General features: G+C 64.9%; 23 protein-coding genes. 17 read left to right on the top strand and 6 right to left on the bottom strand.

From position 1 onward, the window contains the following. Positions 1-25 precede the first annotated feature (25 nt). Positions 26-1177 carry a tyrosine recombinase XerC gene (locus BLU88_RS08430; RefSeq protein ID WP_092012389.1) on the top strand — a complete coding sequence of 384 codons (1152 nt, stop codon included), beginning with the start codon at positions 26-28 and terminating at the stop codon, positions 1175-1177. A gap of 63 nt (positions 1178-1240) precedes the next feature. Here the strand turns inward: BLU88_RS08430 and BLU88_RS08435 are convergent, their stop codons facing one another. After that, positions 1241-2311, bottom strand: coding sequence for a D-alanyl-D-alanine carboxypeptidase family protein (locus tag BLU88_RS08435; RefSeq protein WP_092012392.1), 1071 nt, complete (start codon positions 2309-2311; stop codon positions 1241-1243). 550 nt (positions 2312-2861) lie between these two features. Between BLU88_RS08435 and rpsB the strand changes: the two genes are divergently transcribed. From rpsB to BLU88_RS08460, 5 genes are all read left to right on the top strand, one after another. Next, positions 2862-3719, top strand: a complete 858-nt coding sequence (gene rpsB, locus BLU88_RS08440) for a 30S ribosomal protein S2 (protein ID WP_092012395.1) — start codon at positions 2862-2864, stop codon at positions 3717-3719. A 33-nt stretch (positions 3720-3752) separates the two neighbouring features. Next, positions 3753-4580: a translation elongation factor Ts gene (gene tsf / locus BLU88_RS08445; protein ID WP_092012399.1), complete on the top strand. Its 828-nt coding sequence runs from the start codon at positions 3753-3755 to the stop codon at positions 4578-4580. A 184-nt stretch (positions 4581-4764) separates the two neighbouring features. Further along, on the top strand, positions 4765-5517 hold the full coding sequence (gene pyrH / locus BLU88_RS08450) for a UMP kinase (protein ID WP_092012402.1): 753 nt from the start codon (positions 4765-4767) through the stop codon (positions 5515-5517). Between the two features lie 193 nt (positions 5518-5710). Continuing rightward, the gene (gene frr / locus BLU88_RS08455; RefSeq protein WP_092012405.1) at positions 5711-6268 is read left to right on the top strand and encodes a ribosome recycling factor; all 558 of its coding nucleotides are present in this window, start codon (positions 5711-5713) and stop codon (positions 6266-6268) included. After that, on the top strand, positions 6268-7290 hold the full coding sequence (locus BLU88_RS08460) for a phosphatidate cytidylyltransferase (RefSeq protein WP_092012408.1): 1023 nt from the start codon (positions 6268-6270) through the stop codon (positions 7288-7290). Before frr ends, BLU88_RS08460 begins: the two co-directional genes overlap by 1 nt. On the opposite strand, the gene BLU88_RS18125 is transcribed toward BLU88_RS08460, so the two are convergent. After that, positions 7281-7451 (bottom strand): hypothetical protein, encoded by a 171-nt coding sequence (locus BLU88_RS18125; RefSeq protein WP_157689043.1) that lies wholly within the window; start codon positions 7449-7451, stop codon positions 7281-7283. The genes BLU88_RS08460 and BLU88_RS18125 overlap by 10 nt on opposite strands. A 42-nt stretch (positions 7452-7493) precedes the next feature. Here BLU88_RS18125 and BLU88_RS08465 point away from each other — a divergent pair, with 42 nt between their 5' ends. From BLU88_RS08465 to BLU88_RS08485, 5 genes are all read left to right on the top strand, one after another. Then, entirely contained in the window at positions 7494-7994 is a 501-nt protein-coding gene (locus BLU88_RS08465) for a TetR/AcrR family transcriptional regulator (RefSeq protein ID WP_092012411.1), read from the top strand. A gap of 87 nt (positions 7995-8081) precedes the next feature. Continuing rightward, positions 8082-9311, top strand: coding sequence for a 23S rRNA (adenine(2503)-C(2))-methyltransferase RlmN (gene rlmN / locus BLU88_RS08470; RefSeq protein ID WP_092012415.1), 1230 nt, complete (start codon positions 8082-8084; stop codon positions 9309-9311). A 100-nt stretch (positions 9312-9411) separates the two neighbouring features. Beyond that, entirely contained in the window at positions 9412-9972 is a 561-nt protein-coding gene (locus BLU88_RS08475) for a DivIVA domain-containing protein (RefSeq protein ID WP_092012418.1), read from the top strand. Then, a complete protein-coding gene (locus BLU88_RS08480; RefSeq protein ID WP_092012421.1) occupies positions 9965-10675 on the top strand; it encodes a hypothetical protein in 711 nt (236 codons plus the stop codon). Before BLU88_RS08475 ends, BLU88_RS08480 begins: the two co-directional genes overlap by 8 nt. Positions 10676-10754: 79 nt before the next feature. Further along, positions 10755-11627: a class I SAM-dependent methyltransferase gene (locus BLU88_RS08485; RefSeq protein ID WP_092012425.1), complete on the top strand. Its 873-nt coding sequence runs from the start codon at positions 10755-10757 to the stop codon at positions 11625-11627. 148 nt (positions 11628-11775) lie between these two features. Here the strand turns inward: BLU88_RS08485 and BLU88_RS08490 are convergent, their stop codons facing one another. After that, positions 11776-12975: an acyl-CoA dehydrogenase family protein gene (locus BLU88_RS08490; protein WP_092017334.1), complete on the bottom strand. Its 1200-nt coding sequence runs from the start codon at positions 12973-12975 to the stop codon at positions 11776-11778. Between the two features lie 158 nt (positions 12976-13133). Between BLU88_RS08490 and dxr the strand changes: the two genes are divergently transcribed. Together dxr and BLU88_RS08500 are read left to right on the top strand one after the other, a co-directional pair. Then, complete coding sequence (gene dxr / locus BLU88_RS08495; protein ID WP_092012428.1) at positions 13134-14354, top strand: 1-deoxy-D-xylulose-5-phosphate reductoisomerase; 1221 nt, start codon at positions 13134-13136, stop codon at positions 14352-14354. After that, positions 14351-15910, top strand: a complete 1560-nt coding sequence (locus BLU88_RS08500; RefSeq protein WP_092012431.1) for a M50 family metallopeptidase — start codon at positions 14351-14353, stop codon at positions 15908-15910. The genes dxr and BLU88_RS08500 overlap by 4 nt, the downstream gene beginning before the upstream one ends. Positions 15911-16051: 141 nt before the next feature. On the opposite strand, the gene BLU88_RS08505 is transcribed toward BLU88_RS08500, so the two are convergent. Continuing rightward, complete coding sequence (locus BLU88_RS08505; RefSeq protein WP_092012434.1) at positions 16052-17452, bottom strand: serine hydrolase domain-containing protein; 1401 nt, start codon at positions 17450-17452, stop codon at positions 16052-16054. A 195-nt stretch (positions 17453-17647) separates the two neighbouring features. On the opposite strand from BLU88_RS08505, the gene ispG reads away from it, so the two are divergent. Then, entirely contained in the window at positions 17648-18811 is a 1164-nt protein-coding gene (gene ispG / locus BLU88_RS08510; RefSeq protein WP_092012437.1) for a flavodoxin-dependent (E)-4-hydroxy-3-methylbut-2-enyl-diphosphate synthase, read from the top strand. A gap of 81 nt (positions 18812-18892) precedes the next feature. After that, positions 18893-19774 carry a GNAT family N-acetyltransferase gene (locus BLU88_RS08515; protein ID WP_092012440.1) on the top strand — a complete coding sequence of 294 codons (882 nt, stop codon included), beginning with the start codon at positions 18893-18895 and terminating at the stop codon, positions 19772-19774. A 12-nt stretch (positions 19775-19786) separates the two neighbouring features. Here the strand turns inward: BLU88_RS08515 and BLU88_RS08520 are convergent, their stop codons facing one another. Next, positions 19787-20203 (bottom strand): RNA-binding S4 domain-containing protein, encoded by a 417-nt coding sequence (locus BLU88_RS08520; protein ID WP_092012443.1) that lies wholly within the window; start codon positions 20201-20203, stop codon positions 19787-19789. Between the two features lies 1 nt (position 20204). Continuing rightward, positions 20205-21017 (bottom strand): NUDIX hydrolase, encoded by an 813-nt coding sequence (locus BLU88_RS08525; protein WP_092012446.1) that lies wholly within the window; start codon positions 21015-21017, stop codon positions 20205-20207. A 206-nt stretch (positions 21018-21223) separates the two neighbouring features. Here BLU88_RS08525 and BLU88_RS08530 point away from each other — a divergent pair, with 206 nt between their 5' ends. Both BLU88_RS08530 and BLU88_RS08535 read left to right on the top strand, forming a co-directional pair. Then, a complete protein-coding gene (locus BLU88_RS08530) occupies positions 21224-23071 on the top strand; it encodes a proline--tRNA ligase (RefSeq protein WP_092012449.1) in 1848 nt (615 codons plus the stop codon). A 51-nt stretch (positions 23072-23122) separates the two neighbouring features. Beyond that, a complete protein-coding gene (locus BLU88_RS08535) occupies positions 23123-23890 on the top strand; it encodes a TSUP family transporter (RefSeq protein WP_092017337.1) in 768 nt (255 codons plus the stop codon). Positions 23891-23941 lie beyond the last annotated feature (51 nt).

Raw genomic sequence — 23941 nt, forward strand, 5'->3', positions numbered from 1 at the left:
CCGCCCATCCACGTATCCTGGGGACGTGAGCACATCATTGACCGTACCCGAGTTGGTGGCCGGCTATGCCGACCACCTGCGGTCTCGTGACGTCTCCGAGCACACCGGCCGCGCCTATGTCGCCGACGTCTCCGATTTCCTCGACCATGCCGTGCACTCGATAAAGCTCCGCCGCAGCACCGGTTCAGGAGTCCCGACGAATGCCTCGGAGCGGACCTCGTCTGACGGCGGACAGCGCTCGTCGGATGGTGATGGAGTTTCACGACAGGCTTCCGGACGGCGTATCGAACTGGCAGACGTCGAACTCGAAGATCTGCGGTCGTGGCTCATCGCCCTCGATGATGCCGGTGCCGCGAAATCGACGGTGGCTCGCAAGATCGCTGCCGTGCGCTCCTTCTTCGCGTACGGCGTGAGCAATCTGGGACTGCCGAACAACCCGGCCTCGCGCCTGCGGACACCGAAGAAGGACTCCCGTCTGCCCACGGTGCTCAAACCTCAACAGGCCGCCGACCTCATCTCCGCCGCTGAACGGCCCCGAACCGGAGATGGTGGCGAGGGACTGAGATGGAAAGACGACGCCGCAGACGACGGAACGGACACGGGTGACGCGTCTACAGACGACTCCACGACGGGCGTCAACGCGTGGGGAGGCAAGAGCGACCCGCTCGATGCGGCCAAACGCATCCGCGATGCCGCGATCCTCGAAATTCTCTACGCCACCGCCGTGCGAGTCTCGGAGCTGACCGGACTCAACCGCAGCGATATCGATCACCGGGCATCGATGATCACCGTGCTCGGCAAGGGCAGCAAAGAACGACGTGTTCCCTTCGGAACCCCGGCACGCAACGCCCTCGACGACTGGCTGGACACCCGTGAACTGTTCGTCGGTCCCCATAGCGGCGACGCACTGTTCCTCGGCGTCCGCGGGGGACGCATCGGTGCACGTCAGGTGCGCGAACTCGTTCACCGCTACGGATCCGACGACCCCAGCGCCCCCGACATCGGACCACACGGACTGCGACACTCGGCGGCCACGCACATGCTCGACCGCGGTGCCGACCTGAGGCAGATCCAAGAGCTGCTCGGCCACTCCACCATGAGCAGCACTCAGATCTACACCCACGTGTCCATGCAGCGACTGCAGGACACCTACCGTCGAGCACACCCGCGAGCGTGAGACTCACCGTGATGTCATTTGCGTACAGCGTGGTGAGGGAAGCGTCGGACTGACCGAGGCGTTTCATTTCCGGAATTGCCAGTGCCACGGCTCGGGCAGAGACCCCGTCTGTCTCGCCCAGCCGGGATGGATCCACCCGAACTTCGGAGCATTCGCCCGCATCCACTGATGCTGTGCGGTGCCGAAGGAATTGATCCCGCTGCCGAGGTCCACCGCCAGCGCCCACCCATGATTCGACGTTCCCGGTGTCGCAGCCATCCGCCCCTTCCGCCGCTTGAGAATCACCTGCGTCGCATAGTCCCGATAGGCATCGGTGACGGAGATCGGGGCACCGAACCGAGCCTCGAACGCCTTCGAGAGCCGATCGAAGGCCGCCTGAGCATCACAGCGCAGCATCTGCCCGGGTGCCGTCCTCAGCTGGCACATCGCCGAGGCAGGAATCCGACCATTGCTGTGACCGCCCCACGCCCCGGCGCCTGAAGTCGTCGAATCCCCGCCGCCCTCCGGCTCCTTCGCAGGCTTCCGCGACAGCGGCAGCAGTGCCGACTGCTCCTGACCGAAGAACTTGCCCGGGTCGACATATCTCTTATCGCTCTCGGACGGCCACGCCCCGATATGCAAGCACGAACGCTGACAGTGGCTACCGCTGCCCACCGTGCCGATCTGCTCACCGACAGCGAAACTCTCACCCTTCTCCAACGATGTCGCGGCCGGCTGGAAGGTGAGCACATGATCGGTCTCGGTGAGGATGCTGACCGTGGCCATTCCCGCGACCGTTCCTGCAAAGCGGATCGTCCCTCCCGTCGGTGCCCGCAGCGGCTCGCCTTCGACTGCGAACACGTCGATTCCGCGATGTCCCTTCAGCCACGGCTTGTCCGGCGGATCGAAGGCTTCGATGATCTCCATCGCCGGCACCGGGGTGACCCAATTCGTCGGAGCGCTCCTCTGCGAACCGCTCGTCGCCGTTGTCGACGCAGACTCGGATGCGGCGCTCGCCTCCAGCGGAGTGGTCATGAGCACAAGCCCCAGTGCGACGATCACGGCAACAAACAGTGACTGCGGTGAGCCGGGGCCCGAGCGTCTCGCTCGGAGATCGGACAGCTGCCGGAGACGGTCGAGCGCGAAGAGAGTCATAGGAGCATGCAAGCCCTTGGCGCACCGCCGAGTCACGGATGAGAATCACCGCTGTGGACGAACCCTCTCGCTCCACAGGGCACTGACGTGCGAGTCAGACGGCCGTCCACAGGAATCGGTGGCTGAGTTGATCGAAACGACAGCCGTTCGGCTCCCCACGACCGAGACGAACCGTTCGCGTCGACTCTTGCCCCACCGGACGATCCACACCGATCGACGCACGAGTCGATGCGTTGATACGGGCCGGTGGGCCGCCTCGGCGAGGGACCGATCCCGATTGGAAATGGCTTGCCCGACCGGGATAGACTTAAGACCAGCAGAAGCATGTCTTCTGACTACGCGTATCCGAATTCTTCTCCTTCCCATGGTGCAGGCAGCCATCAGGTGTGCCTGTGGGGCGGACGAACCGGGTACCAGGAATCAACCGAAAATGTCATCGACGCACATGTTGGTCGAATCGAGAAGCGCCCGATCGGGCGCGGACCGTGAACGACTGCGCGTGCGCGTGACGTAAAAGCACCCTCGGGTGCACAGAAAGGAGGGCGTCGGCATGGCCGTCGTCACCATCCGCCAGCTGCTCGACAGCGGCGTTCACTTTGGACACCAGACCCGTCGTTGGAACCCGAAGATGAAGCGCTTCATCTTCACCGAGCGCAACGGCATCTACATCATCGACCTGCAGAAGTCGCTGGGCTACATCGACAACGCCTTCGAATTCGTCAAGGAGACCGTGGCCCACGGCGGCTCGATCCTCTTCGTCGGCACCAAGAAGCAGGCCCAGGAATCCATCGCGGAGCAGGCTCAGCGCGTGGGCCAGCCTTACGTCAACCAGCGTTGGCTCGGCGGTATGCTCACGAACTTCCAGACCATCTCGATGCGTCTGCGCCGCCTGAAGGAACTCGAAGAGATCGACTTCGACGACGTTGCCGGTTCCTCGCACACCAAGAAGGAACTGCTCATCCTGCGTCGCGAGAAGGACAAGCTCGAGAAGACCCTCGGCGGTATCCGCGACATGCAGCGCACCCCGTCCGCCGTCTGGATCGTCGACACCAAGAAGGAACACCTCGCGGTCGACGAAGCCAAGAAGCTGGGCATCCCGATCATCGGCATCCTCGACACCAACTGCGACCCGGACGACGTCAACTACCCGATCCCGGGCAACGACGACGCCATCCGCTCGGTCTCGCTGCTGACCCGCGTGGTCGCCGACGCCGTGGCTGAGGGCCTCATCGCCCGCCACTCCTCGGACGACTCGACCGGTGAGAAGAACGTCTCCGCCGTTGAGCCCATGCCCGAGTGGGAGCGCGAGCTCCTCGAAGGCAAGACCGATGAGAAGCCTGCCGAAGCTGCTGCTGAGGCTGCACCTGCCGCTGAAGCTGCCGACTCCACCGAGTCGACCGAGTCCTGATTTCGTTTAACTCCACCATCCTGAGGAGAAAGAATGGCAAACTACACTGCCGCTGATATCAAGGCACTGCGCGAGAAGACCGGCGCGGGAATGATGGACGTCAAGAAGGCTCTCGACGAGTCCGACGGCGACCAGGCGAAGGCCATGGAGGCCCTGCGCATCAAGGGCCTCAAGGGCGCCACCAAGCGCGAAGGCCGCTCGACCTCCGACGGTCTGGTCGCGACCTCCGTCGAAGGCGGAGTCGGCACCATGATCGAGCTCAACTCGGAGACTGACTTCGTTGCGAAGTCCGAACCGTTCGTCAAGCTCTCCGAAGAGGTCCTCGGGCTGGCCGTGGCCAACAAGGCCGATTCGGCCGAGGCTCTGCTCGCCGCTGAGACCGACGGTAAGCCCGTCTCCCAGTTCATCACCGAGTCCGGTGCCTCCCTGGGTGAGAAGGTCGACCTGCGTCGCGTGGGTCGCCTCGAAGGCGCCAAGATCGCCTCCTACCTGCACCGCACCAACAAGGACCTGCCACCGCAGGTCGGCGTGCTGCTGGCATTCGAAGGTGACGACGAGACCGTGGCACACGATGTCGCTGTGCACATCGCCGCCATGGCTCCGAAGTACTTCTCCCGCGAAGACGTTCCCGCCGAGCTCGTCGAGAACGAGCGTCGCATCGCCGAAGACACCGCGAAGAACGAAGGCAAGCCCGAGCAGGCTATGCCGAAGATCGTCGAGGGCCGCGTCAACGGCTTCTTCAAGGAGAACTGCCTGCTCGACCAGGGATTCGCCAAGGATCCCAAGCAGTCCGTGGCCAAGGTGCTCGAGGCTGCCGGCGTCAAGGCAACAGGCTTCCTGCGCTACCGCGTCGGAGCCTGATACACCACTGACCGCGAAGCAGACACGTCTCTGCTTCCCAGGTACACCGAGTGAGTGAGAACTCACCCGAGGAGCGGGGTCGGACCGATCGGTCCGACCCCGTTTTTCGCTAGACTGTCCCAGACGCCCGATCACAGTGAATATCCCACCGGGTACAGACCTGCCCGCACGGAAGAAGGACTCCATGACAAGCACCCCTGTTCACGAATCCAGCTACGCCAGTCGCGCGGTGCGCACTCATCGCCGCCGTGTTCTGCTCAAGCTCTCCGGTGAGGTCTTCGGCGGTGGCAAGATCGGCGTCGATCCCGACGTCGTCGCCGCAGTCGCGCGTGAGGTCGCACCCACCACCGAGGATGTCGAGGTCAGCATCGTCGTCGGAGGTGGCAATTTCTTCCGCGGAGCCGAACTCTCCCAGCGCGGCATGGACCGCACCCGCGCGGACTACATGGGCATGCTCGGCACCGTGATGAACTGCCTGGCTCTGCAGGACTTCCTCGAACAGACGGGTGTCGACACCCGCGTGCAGACCGCGATCCCGATGTCGCAGGTCGCCGAATCCTATATTCCCCGCCGCGCCATGCGGCACATGGAGAAGAACCGCGTCGTCATCTTCGGGGCCGGTGCCGGTCTCCCGTACTTCTCCACCGACACCGTCGCCGCTCAGCGCGCACTCGAGGTCCACGCCGATGAGGTCCTCATCGCCAAGAACGGTGTCGACGGCGTCTACACCGCCGACCCCAAGGTCGATCCGAATGCCGAGAAGATCGCCGAGATCAGCTACCAGGATGCCCTGCAGCGCGGCCTCAAGGTCGTCGACGCGACCGCCTTCAGCCTGTGCATGGACAACAAGCTGCCGATGCACGTCTTCGGTATGGAAGGCGAGGGCAACCTGCGCAAAGCCATCATCGGTGAGAAGATCGGCACGGTCGTCCACTGAGGCTCACCTCCACCGAGGCGGCCCGAAGCTGATTGCAGGCGGATCCCGACAGCGTGGAACCGCTGACACCGAGGCAGCCTGCGTGCCGCGCATCCACGCAGGTGAGAACACTCCTGTGAGGATTCGGTGCGGCATTTTCCAGCGATGACCCATAGAATGAACTCAAAGCTTTAAGAGATGGAAAGAGGCAACCGTGATTGAAGAGACACTGGCCGAAGCCAGAGAGAAGATGGACAAGGCCGTCGAATTCACGCAGGAAGACTTCGCGTCGATCCGCACCGGCCGCGCCAACCCCGCACTGTTCGCCGATATCGAGATCGACTACTACGGTGCTCCGACGCCGCTGCAGCAGCTCGCCTCGTTCCAGACGCCCGAGGCTCGCACGATCCTCGTGACCCCCTACGACAAGGGCACGCTGGGCGACATCGAGAACGCTCTGCGCAACTCCGACATCGGTGCGAACCCCGCCAACGACGGCAATGTCATCCGCGTCGTCCTCCCGGACCTCACCGAGGAGCGCCGCAAGGAATACGTCAAGATCGTCAAGGGCAAGGCTGAAGACGGCAAGGTCTCGATCCGCAACATCCGTCGCCACGCCAAGGAGACGCTCGAGCGTATCAAGAAGGACGGCGAAGCTGGCGAGGACGAGGTCACTCGCAGCATCTCCGAGCTCGACGATCTGACGAAGAGCAAGGTCGAAAGCGTCGACAAGCTGCTTGCGCAGAAGGAAGCTGAGTTGCTCGAGGTCTGATGATCGCAGTGACAGGGTCCGACAGCCCCGCGACAGATCCGGCTCCCTTCGGGGAGCCGGATCCGTCAGGCGAGGCCGCGCGGGTTGAGACCCCTTTCCCGAAACGTCGAGACCTGCGCCATTCGGATAAGCCGTATTCTCCCGACGATCCGGATTCGAATCCCACCGCCGAGGCGGCTGCCGCCGAAGCCGAACCGGAACCGAAGGACTACGGACGGGCCGGTCGCAACCTGCCGGCCGCGATCGGCATGGGACTGCTCATCGGCGGAGTGGTCCTCGCTTCGCTGATCTTCCTGCCGATCTCCTTCCTCTTCATCATCCTCGTCGGCATCGTCGCCGCAATGTGGGAGCTGGCGAACGCTCTGTCGCGTTCCGGATCCCTGGTCTCCCGCGTCCCCACAATGGTCTCGGCCGCCTGTATGGTCGTCGCGACCTTCATCGGCGGTCGCGAAGCCCTCTGGGTGACCTTCGCCGCCAGCGCCGGGGCAGTCATGCTCTTCACGATGGTCGAGCGCCGGAAGAACGCAGTCAAAGACGTCTCGCTCTCGCTCTTCGCCCTCACCTATGTGGGCCTCATGGCCTGCTTCATCGTCTACCTGCTGACTCAACCGGACGGCAACTTCTACGTCATCATCTTCCTCTCCGCCGTCGTCGCCTCCGACACCGGCGGCTATGTCTTCGGTGTGCTGTGGGGCAAACACCCCATCGCCCCGCGGATCTCCCCGAAGAAGTCCTGGGAGGGCTACCTCGGGTCGACCGTCTTCGCCGCCGTCGTCGCAACGATTCTGGCGGTCACGGTCGTCGACGCTCCGTTCTGGACCGGTCTGGTCATCGGTGCGGTCATTCCCGCTTTCGCCACCCTCGGCGACTTCAGCGAATCGATGATCAAACGCGACCTCGAACTCAAGGACATGGGCACCTTGCTGCCCGGCCACGGTGGTGTGATGGACCGCCTCGACTCGATCCTGCCGACCGCTCCAGTCGCTCTAGTCCTCTTCTCGGTGCTGCCCGGCTACCTCTGATCAGCCCGCCGGTCCGATGGCCCGATACGGTCCATCGCCTCGCGGACGACTGCGAAATCCTCGTCGACCGCCGGCAGGCCCTCCATCCAGCCGATCCCGCCGTCTGGATCTGCCATGAATCCGTCAAGTGTGACTGTGGCGTGAACGAATGTCTTCGCCATTGTCGCCTCCTCGTCATTGAAAAGTGGTGAGCCGATGAGTGGATGGCACGAAAGATCTCTTCCTATCACCAGCGCATTGCTGCCGACAACAGTTCGGCGATCGTCGATGCCGCGGCCGAGCTGCTCTTCGAACACGGCTATGACAGAACCTCGCTGACGCGTGTCGCCGACATCGTGGGCGTGTCGAAGGCCACTCTGTTCAAGCCGTTTCCAGCTAGAGCCGACCTATTCGAAGCTGCAGTGCTCGGCGCTGGGCGCCGCGAGACTCTCGAGCTTCCGGAACCCGTCTCTGCCGATCCTGTCGACGGGCTGGTCCTTCTCGGCCAGGCCCATTCCGACCTGCTTGTCCGGCCACCGATCTCTGCGCTGATCAGGACGATCATTGCGGAATCCCGTCGGTTCCCCGAACTGAGGGACAAGACCTTCGATTTCGGCACCTATCCCATCCTCGCTGCGCTCCGGGGCTACCTCGAAGAGCTGAAGGGGTCCGGCGTCATCGGCGACTATGACCTCGATCTCTCGGCACCGGTTGCTCCATCATGAGACAATGGCCGTGTGAGTTCTCAAGCAGGCAGAAGGCAGACCAGGCCCGTCGTCGAACATGCCGACGGCACGACATCGAAGACCCCGATGCGCGATGGTCGTCCCCTTCTCAACTTCAAGTCCGCACGGGTCAAGCAGCCGCCACAGCATCTGGCCGATATGACGATGGACGAACGCATGGACGCGGTCAAGGAGATGGGGCTGCCCGCCTTCCGGGCCAAGCAGATCTCCACCCATTACTTCAGCCACTACGTCACCGACACCGAGGCGATGACGGATCTGCCCAAGGACAAGCGGGCCGAGATCCAGGAACGGTTCTTCCCGCACCTGCTCACCGAGGTGCGCCGTCTGCGCACCGAGAACGGCGATACCATCAAGTTCCTGTGGCGCCTCTTCGACGGAGCCCTCGTCGAATCCGTGCTCATGCGCTACCGCAACCGCGTCACCCTGTGCGTGTCCAGTCAGTGCGGCTGCGGAATGAACTGCCCGTTCTGCGCCACCGGCCAACAGGGTCTGACCAGGAACATGTCCACGGCCGAGATCGTCGAACAGGTCATCCGCGCTAACCAGGTCATCGCCGCCGGCGAACTCGCCGAGGCCCCGAAGTCGGATATGCCCGCCGCTGGCGAGACCGCGCTCGGCGCGGAAGCCGACGATGACGAAGCGGCAGGGGAGTCCGGATTCGACGGCGAGGCCACGGCGGCCTCGGCGAGCGGACCCGAACGGGTCTCGAACATCGTCTTCATGGGCATGGGCGAACCCCTGGCCAACTACAAGCGGGTGATGAACGCGGTGCGCCGGTTCGTCGGACCGAGCCCCGAAGGGCTGGGCATGTCGGCCCGGCGGATCACGATCTCCACGGTCGGTCTGGTGCCCGGTATCAACAAACTCGCCGACGAGGACATCCCCGTCACCTTTGCGCTCAGCCTGCACGCGCCCGATGACGAGCTCCGCGATGAGATGATCCCGGTCAACACGCGCTGGAAGGCCGACGAGGCCATCGACGCCGCCTATAACTACTACCAGGTGACCGGTCGGCGGGTGAGCATCGAATACGCGCTCATCAAGGACATGAACGACCACGCCTGGCGCGCTGAGCTGCTGGCGAAGAAGCTCAACGCCCGCGGACGCGGCTGGGTCCACGTCAACCCGATCCCGCTCAACCCGACTCCGGGATCGGTGTGGACGGCCTCCGAACCGGACGTCGCCGACGAATTCGTCCGCCGCCTCATCGATCAGGGCATTCCGACGACGATCCGTGATACCCGCGGATCCGACATCGACGGCGCCTGCGGACAGCTCGCCGCAGCCGACTGATCGACGCCCGGATCGGCCCTCGCCGACCGCGGCCACGCAATTTCTGCGGCTTCCATTTATCATGGTGGAAACACGACAGCCACTCGCCTCTGGAGGAGACATGGCGGACACGACTTTCCCTCGGATGTCCGGTTGGAAGAACGGATACGACCCCAAGCAGGTCGACAGCTTCTTCAAGCGTGCACGTGAGTCCTTTGAGCGGCCGACGCCGCAGCCCGGCGACCTCGACTCCCGCGCGGTGCGCACGGTCGGCTTCGACCTCGTCCGCAAGGGCTACCACGTCGCCGTCGTCGACGCCGCACTCGACCGTCTCGAAGACGCCTTCGCCAAGCAGGCGCGCGATCGCCTGATCGCCCAGTCCGGTCAGGATGCCTGGGTCTCCGAACTCACCCGTGTGGCAGCGTCCCTGCGGGGACGCCTGGTCCGCGAGGCCGGAGAGCGCTTCGACAACCCGCCACCCGGGGTCATCGGCTACGACATCGTCCAGGTCGACGACATGTGCGACAAGGTCAACTCGTACTTCACGCAGGGAGTGGCGATGAGCGTCGACCAGGTCCGCCGCGTGCTGTTCAAGACCGCGAAAGGCAAGAAAGCGTACAACGAAGACCAGGTCGATGCGTTCATCGACCGCGTCGTCGAAGTGATGGCCTCTGTTGACTGATTTCCACTACTTCGCGGTCCCGACCGCAACCGATCCCGGCACGCTCAACCCGGTGTACGAACTCCTCGACTTCCCGATCGCGATGGGCAATGCCGAAGACATCGTGCTGACCGGGCCGGCTCCGGAGAAGCCGCTTGTCGACGGTCGTGAAGTCACGGATCCCCGCCTGATCAAGGCGCTGTCCGTACCCATTGAGCTCGACCGCGCCGAGGTGCTCGACCGCAGCTCGAAGCTCGCCGGAGTGCTGCGTGCCATGGGCGTGGTTCCTGAGTCCGGTGCCAGGCTCACCATCGCCGAGGATGTCCCGCCTTTGGCGCGGGCGCTCGGTCTGCTCGCTGCCGCCCGCATCGGACTCGTCGTCGATGTGCGTGCAGGGACCGATGGAGCGACGCCTGGTGTTGGCACTGCAGGTGGCGGCGCTGATTCTGCCCGGGGAGCGGTCGTCCTGCACGCGATCGAAGCCGAACCGATCGAGCCGGGCCGTGCGTCCGTGCGGGTCACTCGTTCGCGGTTCGAGGGCGTCGGAGTGACCATCGGCTCCGAGACCGCGAACCTCGATCAGGCGATGCGTGACTCCCGAGTCGAATTCGCCGCCGTCGTGCCGCTGGCACCCGATCACACGCTGCTGGTCACCGATGGCGGTGAGATCGCTGCGGGATCGAGCCTCGACTGGTATCGCACCGAGGTTCTCTCTGCCTCCTGACCCCGGGCATTCCAGGGGCATCGGCCCGAGAGTCGATAACGACGCTCGGACTCGTGCTTGTCGGCGCTTCCCAGAGACTGTGGAAACGCTGCGCGCGGCTGGCTGCGTCTTCGCTGAAGACGAAGCGGCGATCCTCATTGAAGCGGCGGCTGGTTTTGCCGGCGATGGTTCTGTGCCTGCCGTCGATGCCTCCACGCTGAGACTCGATGAATTAGCAACCCGCCGTGTTGCCGGTGAACCCCTCGAACAGATCGTCGGCTGGGTCGACTTCGCCGGGATGCGCCTGCAGGTGCGGCCGGGCCTGTTCGTGCCGCGGCAGCGGAGCCGGCTGTTGGCCGAGCGCGCCGTGGCCGCCGTCAGGCAGGTGACTGACCAACGGGGGAGTAGCGCCGAATCAGGGGCCCGAACCGTCCCACGACCCGATGTGCTCGAAGCCTTCTGCGGGGTCGGGCCTGTCGCGTCTGCCGTGGCCGCCTCGGTGCCGGAGGCGGCCATGCACGTCGGTGATGCTGACGAGCAGGCCGTGCGGTGCGCCGTGACGAACGTGGAAGCTTCCGCACGGGCAGAGGAGTCCGGTGCCGCTGTGTCAGGGCATGCTCTCGACTGTCTGCACGGACTGCCCGACGAGCTGCGCTGCGGCATTTCCGTCATCGCAGCCGTCCCACCCTATGTGCCCGTCACCGCCGTCGACTTCCTGCCACGTGAAGCCCTCGACTTCGAACCGAGCACCGCCCTCTTCGGCGGGCCTGACGGACTGGACCTCGTCCGACGGCTCATGGCCGAGTCTCTGGATTGGCTGGCTCCGGACGGTGTGCTGCTCATCGAACTCGGGCGGGACCAGGCTGCCGAGGCCACCGGTTTCGCCACCGAGCGGGGGCTGGAAGCCCAGAACCGCCTCGGCGAGGATGATCAGACCGTGGTCCTCGAACTGCGGCGAGGACACAGGAACTGACAACGGCCGGCTGAAATCGGGTGATTTCAGCCGGCCGGTCGCATACCGACTGGTTCAAAGGGCACGCGCAGTGCACAAAGGCTATGCGCCCGCACTTTGAGCCAGTCGGTGAGTCGCTCTGCGCTCAGAGGCGCCTAGGCGATGTCGCTCAGTTGGCGAAGGCGTTGATTCCTGTCATCGTGCGACCCAAGGTCAGCTGATGCACTTCGTGCGTGCCTTCGTAGGTGAGCACGGTCTCGAGGTTGACCGCGTGACGCAGCGGCGGATACTCGCTCGTGATGCCCGACCCGCCGAACAGGGCGCGCAGGTCACGGCAGACATTCATCGCCGTATCGACGTTGACCATCTTGCCCAGGCTGATCTGCTCCGGACGCACACCCTTCTCTGAGTCCTTGAGCTTGCCCAGGTGAGCGGCGAGCAGTGTGATCTGCGAATACTGGCCGAAGGCCTTCGCCAGCTTCTGCTGAGTGATCTGGAAGGATGCCAGCGGACGATCAAACTGCACGCGGGTGCCGGTGTACTCCAGCGCGGAGAGCAGCGCATCGCGAGCGGCACCGGTGACACCGAAGACGATGCCGTAGCGTGCCTCGGACAGGCAGGACAGAGGCCCCTTGAGTCCTTTGGCCTTCGGCAGCATCGCATCCTCGGGGAGGCGGACGTTGTCGAGGACGATCTCACCGGTGATGGAGGCGCGCAGCGAGATCTTGCGGTGGATCTCCGGGGTCTGCACACCTTCGGTGTTCGAGGGCACGACGAAGCCGCGGACGACGTTCTTGCCTTTGTCGTCGACCTCTTCGGTTTTGGCCCACACGACCATGACGTCGGAGACCGGGGAGTTCGTGATCCACATCTTCGCGCCGTTGAGGATCCAGTCGGATCCGTCCTTCTTCGCGGTCGTCTTCATGCCCGACGGGTCTGAGCCGACATCGGGTTCGGTCAGACCGAAGCAGCCGATGGCCTTGCCGGCGGCCATCTTCGGCAGCCATTCTTCCTTCTGCGCTTCCGATCCCCAGTGGTGGATGGCGAACATCGCCAGCGAACCCTGCACGGACACGAGCGAACGCAGTCCGGAGTCGACGGCTTCGAGCTCACGGCAGGCCAGTCCGTACTGAGTCGCGGTCGAGCCGCCGCAGCCGTACCCGTCGAGGTGCATGCCCAGCAGACCGAGCTCGCCGAGTCCTTCGGCCAGTTCGCGGGCGGGGATGGTGGCGTCGAGGAAGTAGTCGCCGATCTTCTCACGGACGTTCTCGTCCAGCCACTTCTTCACGATCGATGCGAATTCGAGGTCATCGGATTCGAAGACCGAATCCAGTCCAAGAATGTCGTCAGGGCTCAGCGTCTTGCTCATATCCTTCTCTTTCGCCATTGATTCTCTTCACTCACAGTTCTGCCGGAACACGGTGGAGGGCCGGTGTTCCGAAGCCCTTTAGATGACCAAGGTCCGACGGGCGACACACGAGTCCGTGTCGAGTCATTTCCCAGAGAACTTTGGCATCATCGGTTGGCGTGAGTAAACGTGGTTTCATTGTAGTCGGCTCAACTGGTTCGGTCGGCACCCAGGCCCTTGACGTCCTTGCCGAACACCGCGACGAGCACGCGGTTCTCGGCCTGGCAGCCGGTACCCAGCTCGACCTTCTGCTCGAGCAGGCCCTCGACTTCCACGTCCCCGTCATCGGTCTCACGACTCCACCCGCCGGCGGCGAGGCCGAGGTGCGTGAGCGTCTGACCGAGCTGGCTGCTGCACGGGGGATCGCCGATCCCGTCGAAGCCATCCACCTCGGGGACACCGCCGCCGAGGCGGTAGCGGGCTTGGCCGCGGACATGGTCCTCAACGCGATCACCGGTGCCGCCGGCCTCGGTGCGACCCTGGCAGCTCTCGAACGCGGCACGGATGTCGCCCTGGCGAACAAAGAATCCCTCATCATCGGCGGGTCCATCGTCCTCGAAGCCGCCCGTGCTTCCGGGGCCCGGCTGGTGCCCGTCGACAGTGAGCACTCCGCGATCGCCCAGGCGCTGCGCGCAGGCACGCACGCGGAAGTCAGCAAGCTCATCATCACCGCTTCGGGCGGGCCCTTCCGCGGGATGACCCGCGACGCCCTGCGTCGGGTCACTCCCGCCCAGGCACTCAACCATCCCACCTGGGAGATGGGATCGATGATCACCATCAACTCGGCGACCCTGGTCAACAAGGGCCTCGAAGTCATCGAAGCCCATCTGCTCTTCGACATCGACTTCGACCACATCGAAGTCGTCGTGCATCCGCAGTCGCAGATCCACTCGATGGTCGAGTTCACCGATGCCTCGACGATCGCGCAGATCTCCCCACCGGACATGCGCCTGCCGATCTCCTATGCTCTGGGCACCCAGGACGACGGAACGACGAGGCGACTGACCTCTGGCGCCGTCCCGCACAACTGGGGACAGCCCATGCACTGGTCGTTCGAACCGGTCAACCATCTCGCTTTCCCCGCTCTCGGCCTGGCCATCGACGCCGGCCGGAAGGGACGCAGCTTTCCGGCGGTGCTCAACGCCGCCAATGAGGAACTCGTCGCAGCGTTCATCGCCGGTGACATCGCCTTCACTGGAATCGACAAGGGCCTGGCCCGGGCACTGGCCGCTCACGAACCTGCGGCCGACCACACGGTCGAGACCGTGCTGGCCGCAGATGCATGGGCGAGGGGCTTCGCCCGCGCCGACGTCGCCGAACAGAGCGGAGGCCGCCGATGACAGTTGTGCTCTACATTGTCGGGATCATCCTCTTCCTCATCGGCATCTCGATCTCGATTGCGCTGCATGAACTCGGCCACCTCACCCCGGCGAAGAAGTTCGGGGTGAAAGTCACGCACTATATGGTCGGCTTCGGACCGACCCTGTTCTCCTTCCGCCGCGGTGAGACCGAATACGGCATCAAAGCGTTCCCCCTCGGCGGGTTCATCGCCATGCCGGGAATGTATCCGCCCGAGGAAGCGACGAAGGCCCGCCATGAGGGAGCCATCGCTGCGCAGACGGGCGGCAGTGCCGGTGGAGTTGCGAACGGCGAAATCGACGGCAGGGCCGACGAAACGGCGGGTCGCCTCGGCGAACCCGGCGCTGCACTCGACTCAACGGACGATGTCACGCAGGGCCGCCTCGGCGAGGAGATGGACGAGGCCGCTCCGCTGCGTCGGGACCGGAAGAAGCGGAAGGGGCGGCTGTTCGAGGACACGATGGCCGATGCCCGGGAGTTCTCGAATCAGGAGATCGAGCCGGGGGAGGAGCACCGGACGTTTTATGCGCTCAGCGTGCCCAAACGGCTCGTTGTCATGTTCTCCGGTCCTCTGGTCAACCTCGTCCTGGGCATCCTCATCATGGCGATCTCGCTGCTGGGCATCGGTGTGATCACTCCGACGACGACCGTCCAGACCGTCGTCGAATGTGCGGTGCCCGCCTCCGAAGCGCAGCAGCGTCCCGCCTCCGAGCAGAACACGTGCCGTGACGACGATCAGCTCACCCCTGCGTGGGAGGCCGGGATCAAACCGGGTGACGAGATCACCGCGATCGCCGGTACCGAGACGAAGGACTGGGACCAACTGTCCTCGGTCATCAAGGACCACGCCGGCGAACGCGTCGACGTCGATTTCATCCGCGACGGCAAGGCTCAGACTGTGACGGTGCCGATCATCGCCACCGAACGACCGAAGGTCGACGAGTCGGGCAAGGCCATGCTCAACCCGGACGGGACTCCGCAGACCGAGACCCAGGGATTCTTTGGCGTCGGGCCTGTACAGGAACGTCAGTCCCTGCCGCTAGGGGAGTTCCCGGGTGCCGTGTGGGACCAGGTGAGCGGAGTTTTCCACGCGATACTGACACTGCCGGTCAAGCTCGTCGACATAGGCGAGGTGGCTGTGGGCACGAAGGACCGCGACGCCGAAGGACTCGTCGGCATGGTCGGCGTCGGACGCATCGCCGGCGAGATCGTGTCCACCGACAAGATCGACGTTATCGACAAGGCGCAGATGGGGTTGGGCATGCTCGGCTCGCTCAACATCTTCCTCTTCGCGTTCAACATGATCCCGCTGCTGCCCCTCGACGGCGGACATATCGCCGTGGGACTCTACGAAGGTGCGCGCCGCCGCATCAATCGGTGGCGCGGACGCGGACTGGTCGGCCCCTTCGACACGGCGAAGCTGCTGCCGCTGACGTATGTGTGCATCGGACTGATGCTGTGCATGACGGCGCTGCTCGTCTACGTCGACCTCGTCAAACCCATCACCCTCGACGCGATCTTCAACTCCGGCGGTTAGGCGGGCGGATAATCGGACACACAGGCCGGGCATTGTCGGCTAGGTTTGTGCAGCTTCGTCGTGGAATGACGGCGTGAGTCGTCTGCGGCTGAGCGTGATCTGTCCGCTCAGAGGCCGAGCCCGGTGAGGAGCCGAGTCCTTTCAGGAACTCAGGGTGATCGCCTGCACCTCGCCGAGGTGGTTGAGCCCGACCGTGATCGTGGCCTTCGCCTCTGCCTTACCCGGCACCGTGACGATCCCGCGCAGTGGGGAGACCATCGTGAGGTCCGCCTCGGTGAGGGGACGGTCGAGCTGCTTCTCCGCCCGCCACCGGGTGAAGCGCTCCCGCCGCTCGTCGCGGGGTTCGTCGAGGTCCATGTTCATCGAGAAGATCGCCTCGGCGACGGTGTCGTCGAATTCGTTGACGAGGTTCGCCGCCGCAATCACGGTGTCGATCTGGGCTTGAGACGCTGGATAGCGGGGCACCGGGGCCGAAGTGGCTCGTCGTTCCAGCCGAGTGCCCTGCTGTCCCGTGGCTGCCGCCCATCCACGGTCGAGTGCGTCTTGGACGACGCGCTGCGCCGGAAAGTACGTCGTGTTGCCGAGGACGACGATGCTCAGTCCCAGGTCGGGGAACCAGCGCATGTGTGAGCCGTACCCAGGGTAGCCGCCGGAATGGCAGACGACGCGGCCGAACCGCGTGTCCAGACGAGTTTCGAGCCCGTATCCGTAGCTGAGTGTCTCCGCGTGATGCTCGCTTGTCTGGATCTCCATGGTTCGACGTGGCTGCTGGCTGTCGGTGAGGATCCGCGACCGGGACCCGGCAGCAAAGGTGTCCATGCGTTCGAGGGCGTCGAGATGAGTGTCCATCCATGTGCGAATGTCGTTCACGGTGGAGATGACCCCGCCGATGGGGGAGAAGACCCCGGGACCGGTGAGCTCGGCCGGGTGGAGGCCACCGTCGAGGTCGACACGGTACCCGGTCGCCAGGTCCGGGAAATCGGTGTGGTCGAAACCGGTGCGCATGAGCCTCAGGGGACCGAATATTTCCGAGGACACGAACTCGGTGAACGGCCGGCCCGTGACCGTCTCGGCGACCATGCCGAGCAGGGCATAGCCGAGGTTGGAATACTCGTAGCCGGTGTCGGCCGGGGCGCAGGCGATCGCGCCTCGGTGCAGCCAATCGGTGAGCTCGGCCGGCGTCATCGCCTCCATCCTGTCCGCCCAGGGGTCGTCCTTCGTGAAGCCGGTGCTCATCGTCAGAGCCTGTCGGCAGGTGCGGTCGCCGATGGCCGTATCGACCAGTTCCGGGAGCAGCTGTCCGAACGGCACGTCGAGATCGAGCCCGTCCGCGGCGAGGATCCCGATGGCTGCGGAAGTGAAGGACTTCGTCATCGAAGCGATCCGGTACGGAACGTCGGCGTTCACGGCTCGGGCGGGGCCGCCTCGGCGAAAGATTCCCCAGGCCAGGGATCCACCTTGGTCGTCGAGCTTCTGTGCTTCGGCATCGAGAGCCGCGGTCATCGCCTCGATATCGGGTTCGACGAATCCGGGTGTGCTCACAGGGTCGCTCCTTCGTGCAGACGTCAAGTCATCTTCACACTACCGTCGGACGGGGTCACGGGGTGCGCTCTGTAGGCGGACAGCCGTGTGTCAGTGGGAGGTCCTACAATGGTGATGGTTCGCACAATCTGAGTCCCGCATCGGCGCCGACTCGGACATTGCGGCTGGTCATCAGCCTGACTGAAGGGATCCTTCGTGACATCGGTCAATCTCGGAATGCCCACCCCGCCGCCTCCCGTGCTCGCTCCGCGGAGGAAGACGAGGCAGATCAACGTCGGAAAAGTGGGGGTCGGATCCGATTCCCCGGTGAGCGTGCAGTCGATGACGACGACGCAGACGACCGACATCAACGGGACCCTGCAGCAGATCGCCGAACTCACCGCAGCCGGCTGCGATATCGTTCGCGTGGCCTGTCCCACCGCCGACGACGCCGCAGCCTTGCCGATCATCGCCGGCAAATCCCAGATCCCGGTCATCGCCGATATCCACTTCCAACCCAGATACGTCTTCGCCGCCATCGACGCCGGCTGCGCGGGGGTCCGCGTCAACCCCGGCAACATCCGCAGATTCGACGATCAGGTCAAAGAGATCTCCAAGGCCGCCGCCGAGGCAGGCGTGTCCATCCGCATCGGCGTCAACGCCGGATCGCTGGACAAACGGCTGATGGAGAAGTACGGCAAGGCTACGCCCGAGGCGCTCGTCGAATCCGCGCTGTGGGAGGCGTCCCTGTTCGAAGAGCACGGATTCTATGACTTCAAGATCTCCGTCAAACACCATGACCCGGTGATCATGGTCCGTGCCTACGAGCTGCTCGCCGAACGCGGGGATTGGCCGCTTCACCTCGGCGTCACCGAGGCGGGACCCGCCTTCCAGGGTACGATCAAGTCCGCCACGGCGTTCGGTCACCTGCTGGCCGAGGGCATCGGAGACACCATCCGAGTGTCGTTGTCCGCCCCTCCCGCCGAGGAGGTCAAGGTCGGCAACCAGATCCTCGAATCCCTCAACCTGCGGCCACGGAAGCTCGAAATCGTCTCCTGCCCGTCGTGCGGGCGTGCGCAGGTCGACGTGTACACGCTCGCCGAACGCGTCACCGAAGGCCTCGAAGGCATGGAGGTGCCGCTGCGTGTGGCCGTCATGGGCTGCGTCGTCAACGGCCCCGGTGAGGCCCGCGATGCCGACCTCGGTGTGGCCAGCGGCAACGGCAAGGGGCAGATCTTCGTCAAGGGCGAGGTCATCCGAACCGTGCCCGAATCCGAGATCGTCGAGACACTCATCCATGAGGCCAACCGCATCGCCGAGGAGGCCGCGGAGCAGCCATCCGGTACCGCCTCGGGGCCGCCTGAAGTCACCGTCGGGTAGGTGCGATACCTTGTGAGGACGAACAGAGTCATGGTCCAGTCATTGGCCCATGCTCACGGCGGAGAAAGAGTTCAGGGGCACATGGCGCTGAGGATCGCACGACTGGAACATCAGCACACTCGGTGGCTGACGGACCTGCTTGCGCGCAACCCCTGCGAGAACGTCTACCTCATCTCCCTGCTCGAAGTCACTGGCACAGCCCGGTTGGGCTCCCCGGCCGGAACTCTGTACGGAATCTTCGATGGTGACCGGCCCGTCGCCGCCTACTGGGTTGGCGGCAACATCATCCCGGTCGCGGCGACCCCGGCGACGAACGAATTGCTCGCTCGCAAACTCAATGCCGACGGACGTGTGTCCTGCTCACTCATCGGCAGCCGGTCCGTCATCCTCGACCTGCAGCAGCGACTCAATTGGGGCCGACCGCGCGGAGTACGCGAACGGCAGCCGCTGCTGGCCATCAGCTCCGATCCTCAGGTCACGCCCGATGAGCACGTGCACCGGGTGACCCTTGACGACCTCGGCGCAGTGTTTCCCGCCAGTGTCGACATGTTCACCAAAGAGGTCGGATTCTCACCGATCGAGGACGGCACCGCCGGATACCTGTCTCGGGTGCGAGGGATCATCCGCGGCAAGAACTGCTACGCCCGGATCTCTTCGACCCTGCCTCAGGGAGGCGCAGTGCCCCGCTGGCCAGCCACCGAACAGGACGAACAGGTGCTGTTCAAGGCCGATATCGGCATCCGCGCCCGTCGCATCGTCCAAGTCCAAGGAGTGTGGGTCCATCCCGAGGTGCGCAACCAGGGTCTTGGGGCCGCGGGCATGGCGGCGGTCGTCCAACGTACTCGTGACAAGGGGCATTCCACGGTGAGCCTGTATGCCAACGACTACAACGAGACGGCGCTGCGCATGTACGCCCGCGTCGGTTTCGAACATGTCGGCACCTTCGCCACCGTCATGTACTGAGCGGTCGAGGTATCAGTCGCGGCGGTTGCGCGACTGTGGTTTGGCCATATCGCCGAGGAACTTCTCCATCTCTCGGCGGTCCTTCTTCGTCGGACGTCCCAATCCTTTGTCACGCCGGGGCACGAAGCCGCGCAGCGCCGGATCGGGCGGGGGAGTGAGGTCCTCATAGCACTGGACGGCCACGGAGGCCTGCATCCTCGTGGGGATGAAACCGGTGATCTTCCAGATGAACTCGGACCCTGCTTTGCGCACCCGCACCTCTTGGCCGATGCTGACCTTCTGCGCGGCCTTGACCCGCTGGCCATCGACCTGAACGTGACCGCCGCGGCAGGCCTGAGTGGCGAGGTTGCGGGTCTTGAACATCCGCGTCGTCCACAGCCACACGTCGACACGCATGTGTTTGCCCGCGTCTCGGTTGATCTCGGTCATGTCACTCCCGTCGGCGATCCTCTGGCACCTGCAATCGGGTGTCGGCGCGCAGCGCCAGAGCCGAGCGCCTCGTGAATGTCTGCGCGGGACGACCCCGTCCCTGACTGACGGCCTCCCCGGTGGGGTCGAGCAGCGGCAGCATGGTGCGGCGGAACGTATCGGCCTGCAGACTCTCCCCGGCGACGATCTCGTGGAGTTCGCGCAGCTGCCGCAGTGAGAACTCCTTCTCCAACAGCCCGAAGGGGTCCGGGGTGCGTTCGTGGAATGCCCGCAACCGGTGCACGGCCACGCGCACGATCTCCTGATGTTCGGCGCTGAGCTCATGGACGTCGTGGACGGGCACGAGCTTCCGGCTGTGGACGGGGAAGTCCGGGTGATCGGAATCCGACTCTGCCAGTTCAGCGTCGGACGGCTCGGGGACGACCGCCTCGGTGGGGGTGTCGTCTGTGCTCTGCCCACCAGCACCCTGCTCACCTGGACTGTCGTCCTCGGCGAGCCCGACATCAGCGGCGGAGAGCACATCGAGGTGGGCCACGGAGATCACCCAGCCGCGATCATCACGGTCGGGCTGGTCGAACACGTGCAGCTGGACGGGGGCGCGGTCGATAAGGCGAGCCTTCTCACGCAGGCAGCGGGCGACCGCCTCTGCGAGGCGTTCCTGGGGACGCAGGATCGACCCGGGCAGCTGCCACACTCCGTCCCCGGGATGGGTCATGAGAACATGCAGGCCACGACCGGGCACGGGGCAGAGGACCGCGGTGTCGACCGCGACCGAGGGCCGCGGGAACTGCGTGAGTTGGCTGGGATCAGGCATGCTCTTCGTATCGTTCGGACTCGTCATGTAAGCGGGAACCGGGCGGGGAATTGGTTGGCCCCGACCGATGCTGGGCTTCGGTGCTGCAGCCCCCAGTCTAATTCTCTTCTCCCAGGTGACGAATCCGCGCCCGCACCGATTCCCTCCGGTTCGCCCGCGTGCGATAGTGTTCGATCTGAGTCTTGACAAGTTGAGGAGATTTACCCATGGCCCTGCGCATGTCGTCCCTGTTCGTGCGAACTCAGAAGGAGGACCCGGTCGGCGCCGAGGTGGCCAGCCACAAATTGCTGCACCGTGCCGGATACATCCGCAGGTCAGCACCGGGAATCTACACGTGGCTGCCGCTGGGACTGGCCGTGCTCGGCAAGATCGAGGCGATCGTGCGCGAAGAGATGGCGCTCGCCGGCTCCCAGGAGGTCCACTTCCCGGGCCTGCTGCCCGCCGACCCGTATAAGAAGTCCGGCCGCTGGGAGGCTTTCGGTCCCGACCTCTTCCATCTCAAGGATCGCCGTGAGAACGACTACATCCTCGCTCCCACCCATGAGGAGGTCTTCACCCTCCTGGTCAAGGACCTCTACTCCTCGTACAAAGACCTGCCGCTGTCGATCTACCAGATCCAGACGAAGTACCGCGACGAGGCCCGCCCCCGCGCCGGTCTGCTGCGCGGCCGCGAGTTCATCATGAAGGACGCCTACTCCTTCGACATCGACGACGCCGGACTCGACGCCTCCTACGAGGCCATGCGCGTGGCTTACCTGCGTGCCTTCGCCCGCCTCGGCCTGCCGTGCCTGCCGGTCAAGGCGACCCCGGGTGCCATGGGCGGATCCGGAACCGAAGAGTTCATCTATCCCTCCGAGGTCGGCGAGGACACCTTCGTGAAGTCCCCGGGCGGATATGCCGCGAATGTCGAGGCTGTGACCTCGATCGTGCCCGAGGCGATTCCCTACTCGCAGTCGCCCGCCGCGCATGTCGAAGACACCCCTGACACCCCGACCATCGAAACTCTCGTAGCCGCTGCGAACGCATCGCACCCGCGCACCGATCGCGAATGGACCGCGGCAGACACGCTGAAGAACGTCGTCTGCGCCGTCACCCACCCCGACGGCACCCGCGAGATCATCGTCATCGGCCTGCCCGGCGACCGCGAAGTCGACCTCGACCGGGCCGCCGGCACCGGAATGCTCGGCGACGGCGAGGTCGACCTCGAAGCCGCGACGCCTGAGGATCTCGCCGCCCACCCGGAGCTCGTCAAGGGCTACATCGGACCCGGCAACTCGTTCGACGCGCCGGTTCTCGGCCTCGAAGCGCCCTCGAAGATCCGCTACCTGCTCGACCCCCGCGTCGTCGACGGCACCCGCTGGATCACCGGAGCCAACGAGCCCGGCCGTCACGTCTTCGACCTCGTCGCAGGACGGGACTTCGTCGCCGACGGCACGATCGAAGCAGCCCAGGTCGTCCTCGGCGACCCGGCACCGGACGGCTCCGGACCGCTGGAGCTGGCCCGCGGTGTCGAGATCGGTCAGATCTTCAAGCTCGGCCGCAAGTACGCCGAATCCCTCGACCTCAAGGTCCTCGACCAGAACGGCAAGGCGACGACCGTGACCATGGGCTCCTACGGCCTCGGCGTCACCCGCGTCATGGCCTGCATCGCCGAGGAATATCACTCAGAGGACGGACTCCTGTGGCCTCAGCACCTGGCCCCGGCCGATGTGCACATCATCGTCGCCGGCAAGGGTGAGGAGATCGCCGCAGCCGCCGAGAAGATGACGACCGAACTCGAAGCCGAAGGCGTCAGCGTTCTGCTCGATGACCGCGACAAGGTCTCACCCGGGTTCAAGTTCGCCGATGCCGAGCTCATCGGCATCCCCACCGTCATCGTCGCCGGCCGCGGTCTGAAAGACGGCGTCGTCGAGGTGCGCGACCGTCTGGCCGGGGAGAAGTCCGACCAGCCCGTCGCCGAGGTGGTCCCCTCCACCGTGGCACGGGTGCGGGAGGCGTACGCGAAGGCCGCAGCCGCAGCCGACGCGGCGGTCGCAGCCGACCAGAACGACTGAGCCGCCTCGGTGTTCGAAGCCCTCGCCGGAGGCATCGACGTCACATGGACGATGGTCCTGTGGCTGCTCGCTGCGGGAGTGCTGGCCGGGTGGATCGATGCTGTCGTCGGCGGGGGCGGACTGATCCAGCTGCCCGCGCTGCTGCTGGTGCCGGGGATGAGCCCCGTCCAAGCGGTCGCGACGAACAAGATCGGGTCGATTGCGGGCACGACCGCCTCGGCACTCACCTATCTGCGCAAGATCACCCCGGACCGGTCGGCGACGATCCCGGCGGCCGCCTCGGCGTTCTTAGGCGCCGTGCTCGGGGCGAAACTCGCAACCTTGGTGCCGAGCGAGGCGTTCACCCCGATCATCCTGGTGGCGCTCATCGGAGTCGGGATCTTCACTGTGCTCAACCCGAGCCTCGGGGCCGACGCCACTCTGCGATTCGGCGAATCGTCGAAACGCCACCACGCGCTGTCGTGGCTGATCGGGCTCGTCATCGGCATCTACGACGGAGTGCTCGGGCCGGGAACGGGATCGTTCCTCGTCATCGCGTTCGTCTCGATCATCGGTTTCTCGTTCCTGCAGGCCTCGGCGACGGCGAAGGTCATCAACTGGGCGACGAACTTCGGAGCGCTCGTCTACTTCATCCCCGACGGCCAGGTTGTCTGGCTGCTCGGCGTGATCATGGCCATCGGCAATGTCACGGGCGGAGTCTTCGGCGCCCGCACAGCGCTGGCGAGGGGCTCCGGGTTCGTCCGCGTCATCTTCGTCATCGTCGTCTCCGCGCTGATCCTCAAACTCGGATTCGACGTAGTCTCCTCCCTCATCCACTAATTGCTACCCGACGGCGGCCCAGATACCTCGCGTGAGGTTGCTGGGCCGCTG

The sequence above is a fragment of the Brevibacterium siliguriense genome (assembly GCF_900105315.1).
Lineage (GTDB): Bacteria > Actinomycetota > Actinomycetes > Actinomycetales > Brevibacteriaceae > Brevibacterium > Brevibacterium siliguriense.

Coding starts and splice junctions, on each gene's coding strand:
- BLU88_RS08490 (WP_092017334.1), bottom strand. CDS start 12,975: ATGAGCAAGACGCTGAGCCCTGACGACATTCTTGGACTGGATTCGGTC.
- pyrH (WP_092012402.1), top strand. CDS start 4,765: ATGACAAGCACCCCTGTTCACGAATCCAGCTACGCCAGTCGCGCGGTG.
- BLU88_RS08460 (WP_092012408.1), top strand. CDS start 6,268: ATGATCGCAGTGACAGGGTCCGACAGCCCCGCGACAGATCCGGCTCCC.
- BLU88_RS08435 (WP_092012392.1), bottom strand. CDS start 2,311: ATGACTCTCTTCGCGCTCGACCGTCTCCGGCAGCTGTCCGATCTCCGA.
- BLU88_RS08525 (WP_092012446.1), bottom strand. CDS start 21,017: ATGCCTGATCCCAGCCAACTCACGCAGTTCCCGCGGCCCTCGGTCGCG.
- BLU88_RS08535 (WP_092017337.1), top strand. CDS start 23,123: ATGGTCCTGTGGCTGCTCGCTGCGGGAGTGCTGGCCGGGTGGATCGAT.
- BLU88_RS08520 (WP_092012443.1), bottom strand. CDS start 20,203: ATGACCGAGATCAACCGAGACGCGGGCAAACACATGCGTGTCGACGTG.
- tsf (WP_092012399.1), top strand. CDS start 3,753: ATGGCAAACTACACTGCCGCTGATATCAAGGCACTGCGCGAGAAGACC.
- BLU88_RS08465 (WP_092012411.1), top strand. CDS start 7,494: ATGGCACGAAAGATCTCTTCCTATCACCAGCGCATTGCTGCCGACAAC.
- BLU88_RS08500 (WP_092012431.1), top strand. CDS start 14,351: ATGACAGTTGTGCTCTACATTGTCGGGATCATCCTCTTCCTCATCGGC.
- rpsB (WP_092012395.1), top strand. CDS start 2,862: ATGGCCGTCGTCACCATCCGCCAGCTGCTCGACAGCGGCGTTCACTTT.
- BLU88_RS08515 (WP_092012440.1), top strand. CDS start 18,893: ATGGCGCTGAGGATCGCACGACTGGAACATCAGCACACTCGGTGGCTG.
- BLU88_RS08475 (WP_092012418.1), top strand. CDS start 9,412: ATGGCGGACACGACTTTCCCTCGGATGTCCGGTTGGAAGAACGGATAC.
- BLU88_RS08530 (WP_092012449.1), top strand. CDS start 21,224: ATGGCCCTGCGCATGTCGTCCCTGTTCGTGCGAACTCAGAAGGAGGAC.
- BLU88_RS18125 (WP_157689043.1), bottom strand. CDS start 7,451: ATGGCGAAGACATTCGTTCACGCCACAGTCACACTTGACGGATTCATG.
- rlmN (WP_092012415.1), top strand. CDS start 8,082: ATGCGCGATGGTCGTCCCCTTCTCAACTTCAAGTCCGCACGGGTCAAG.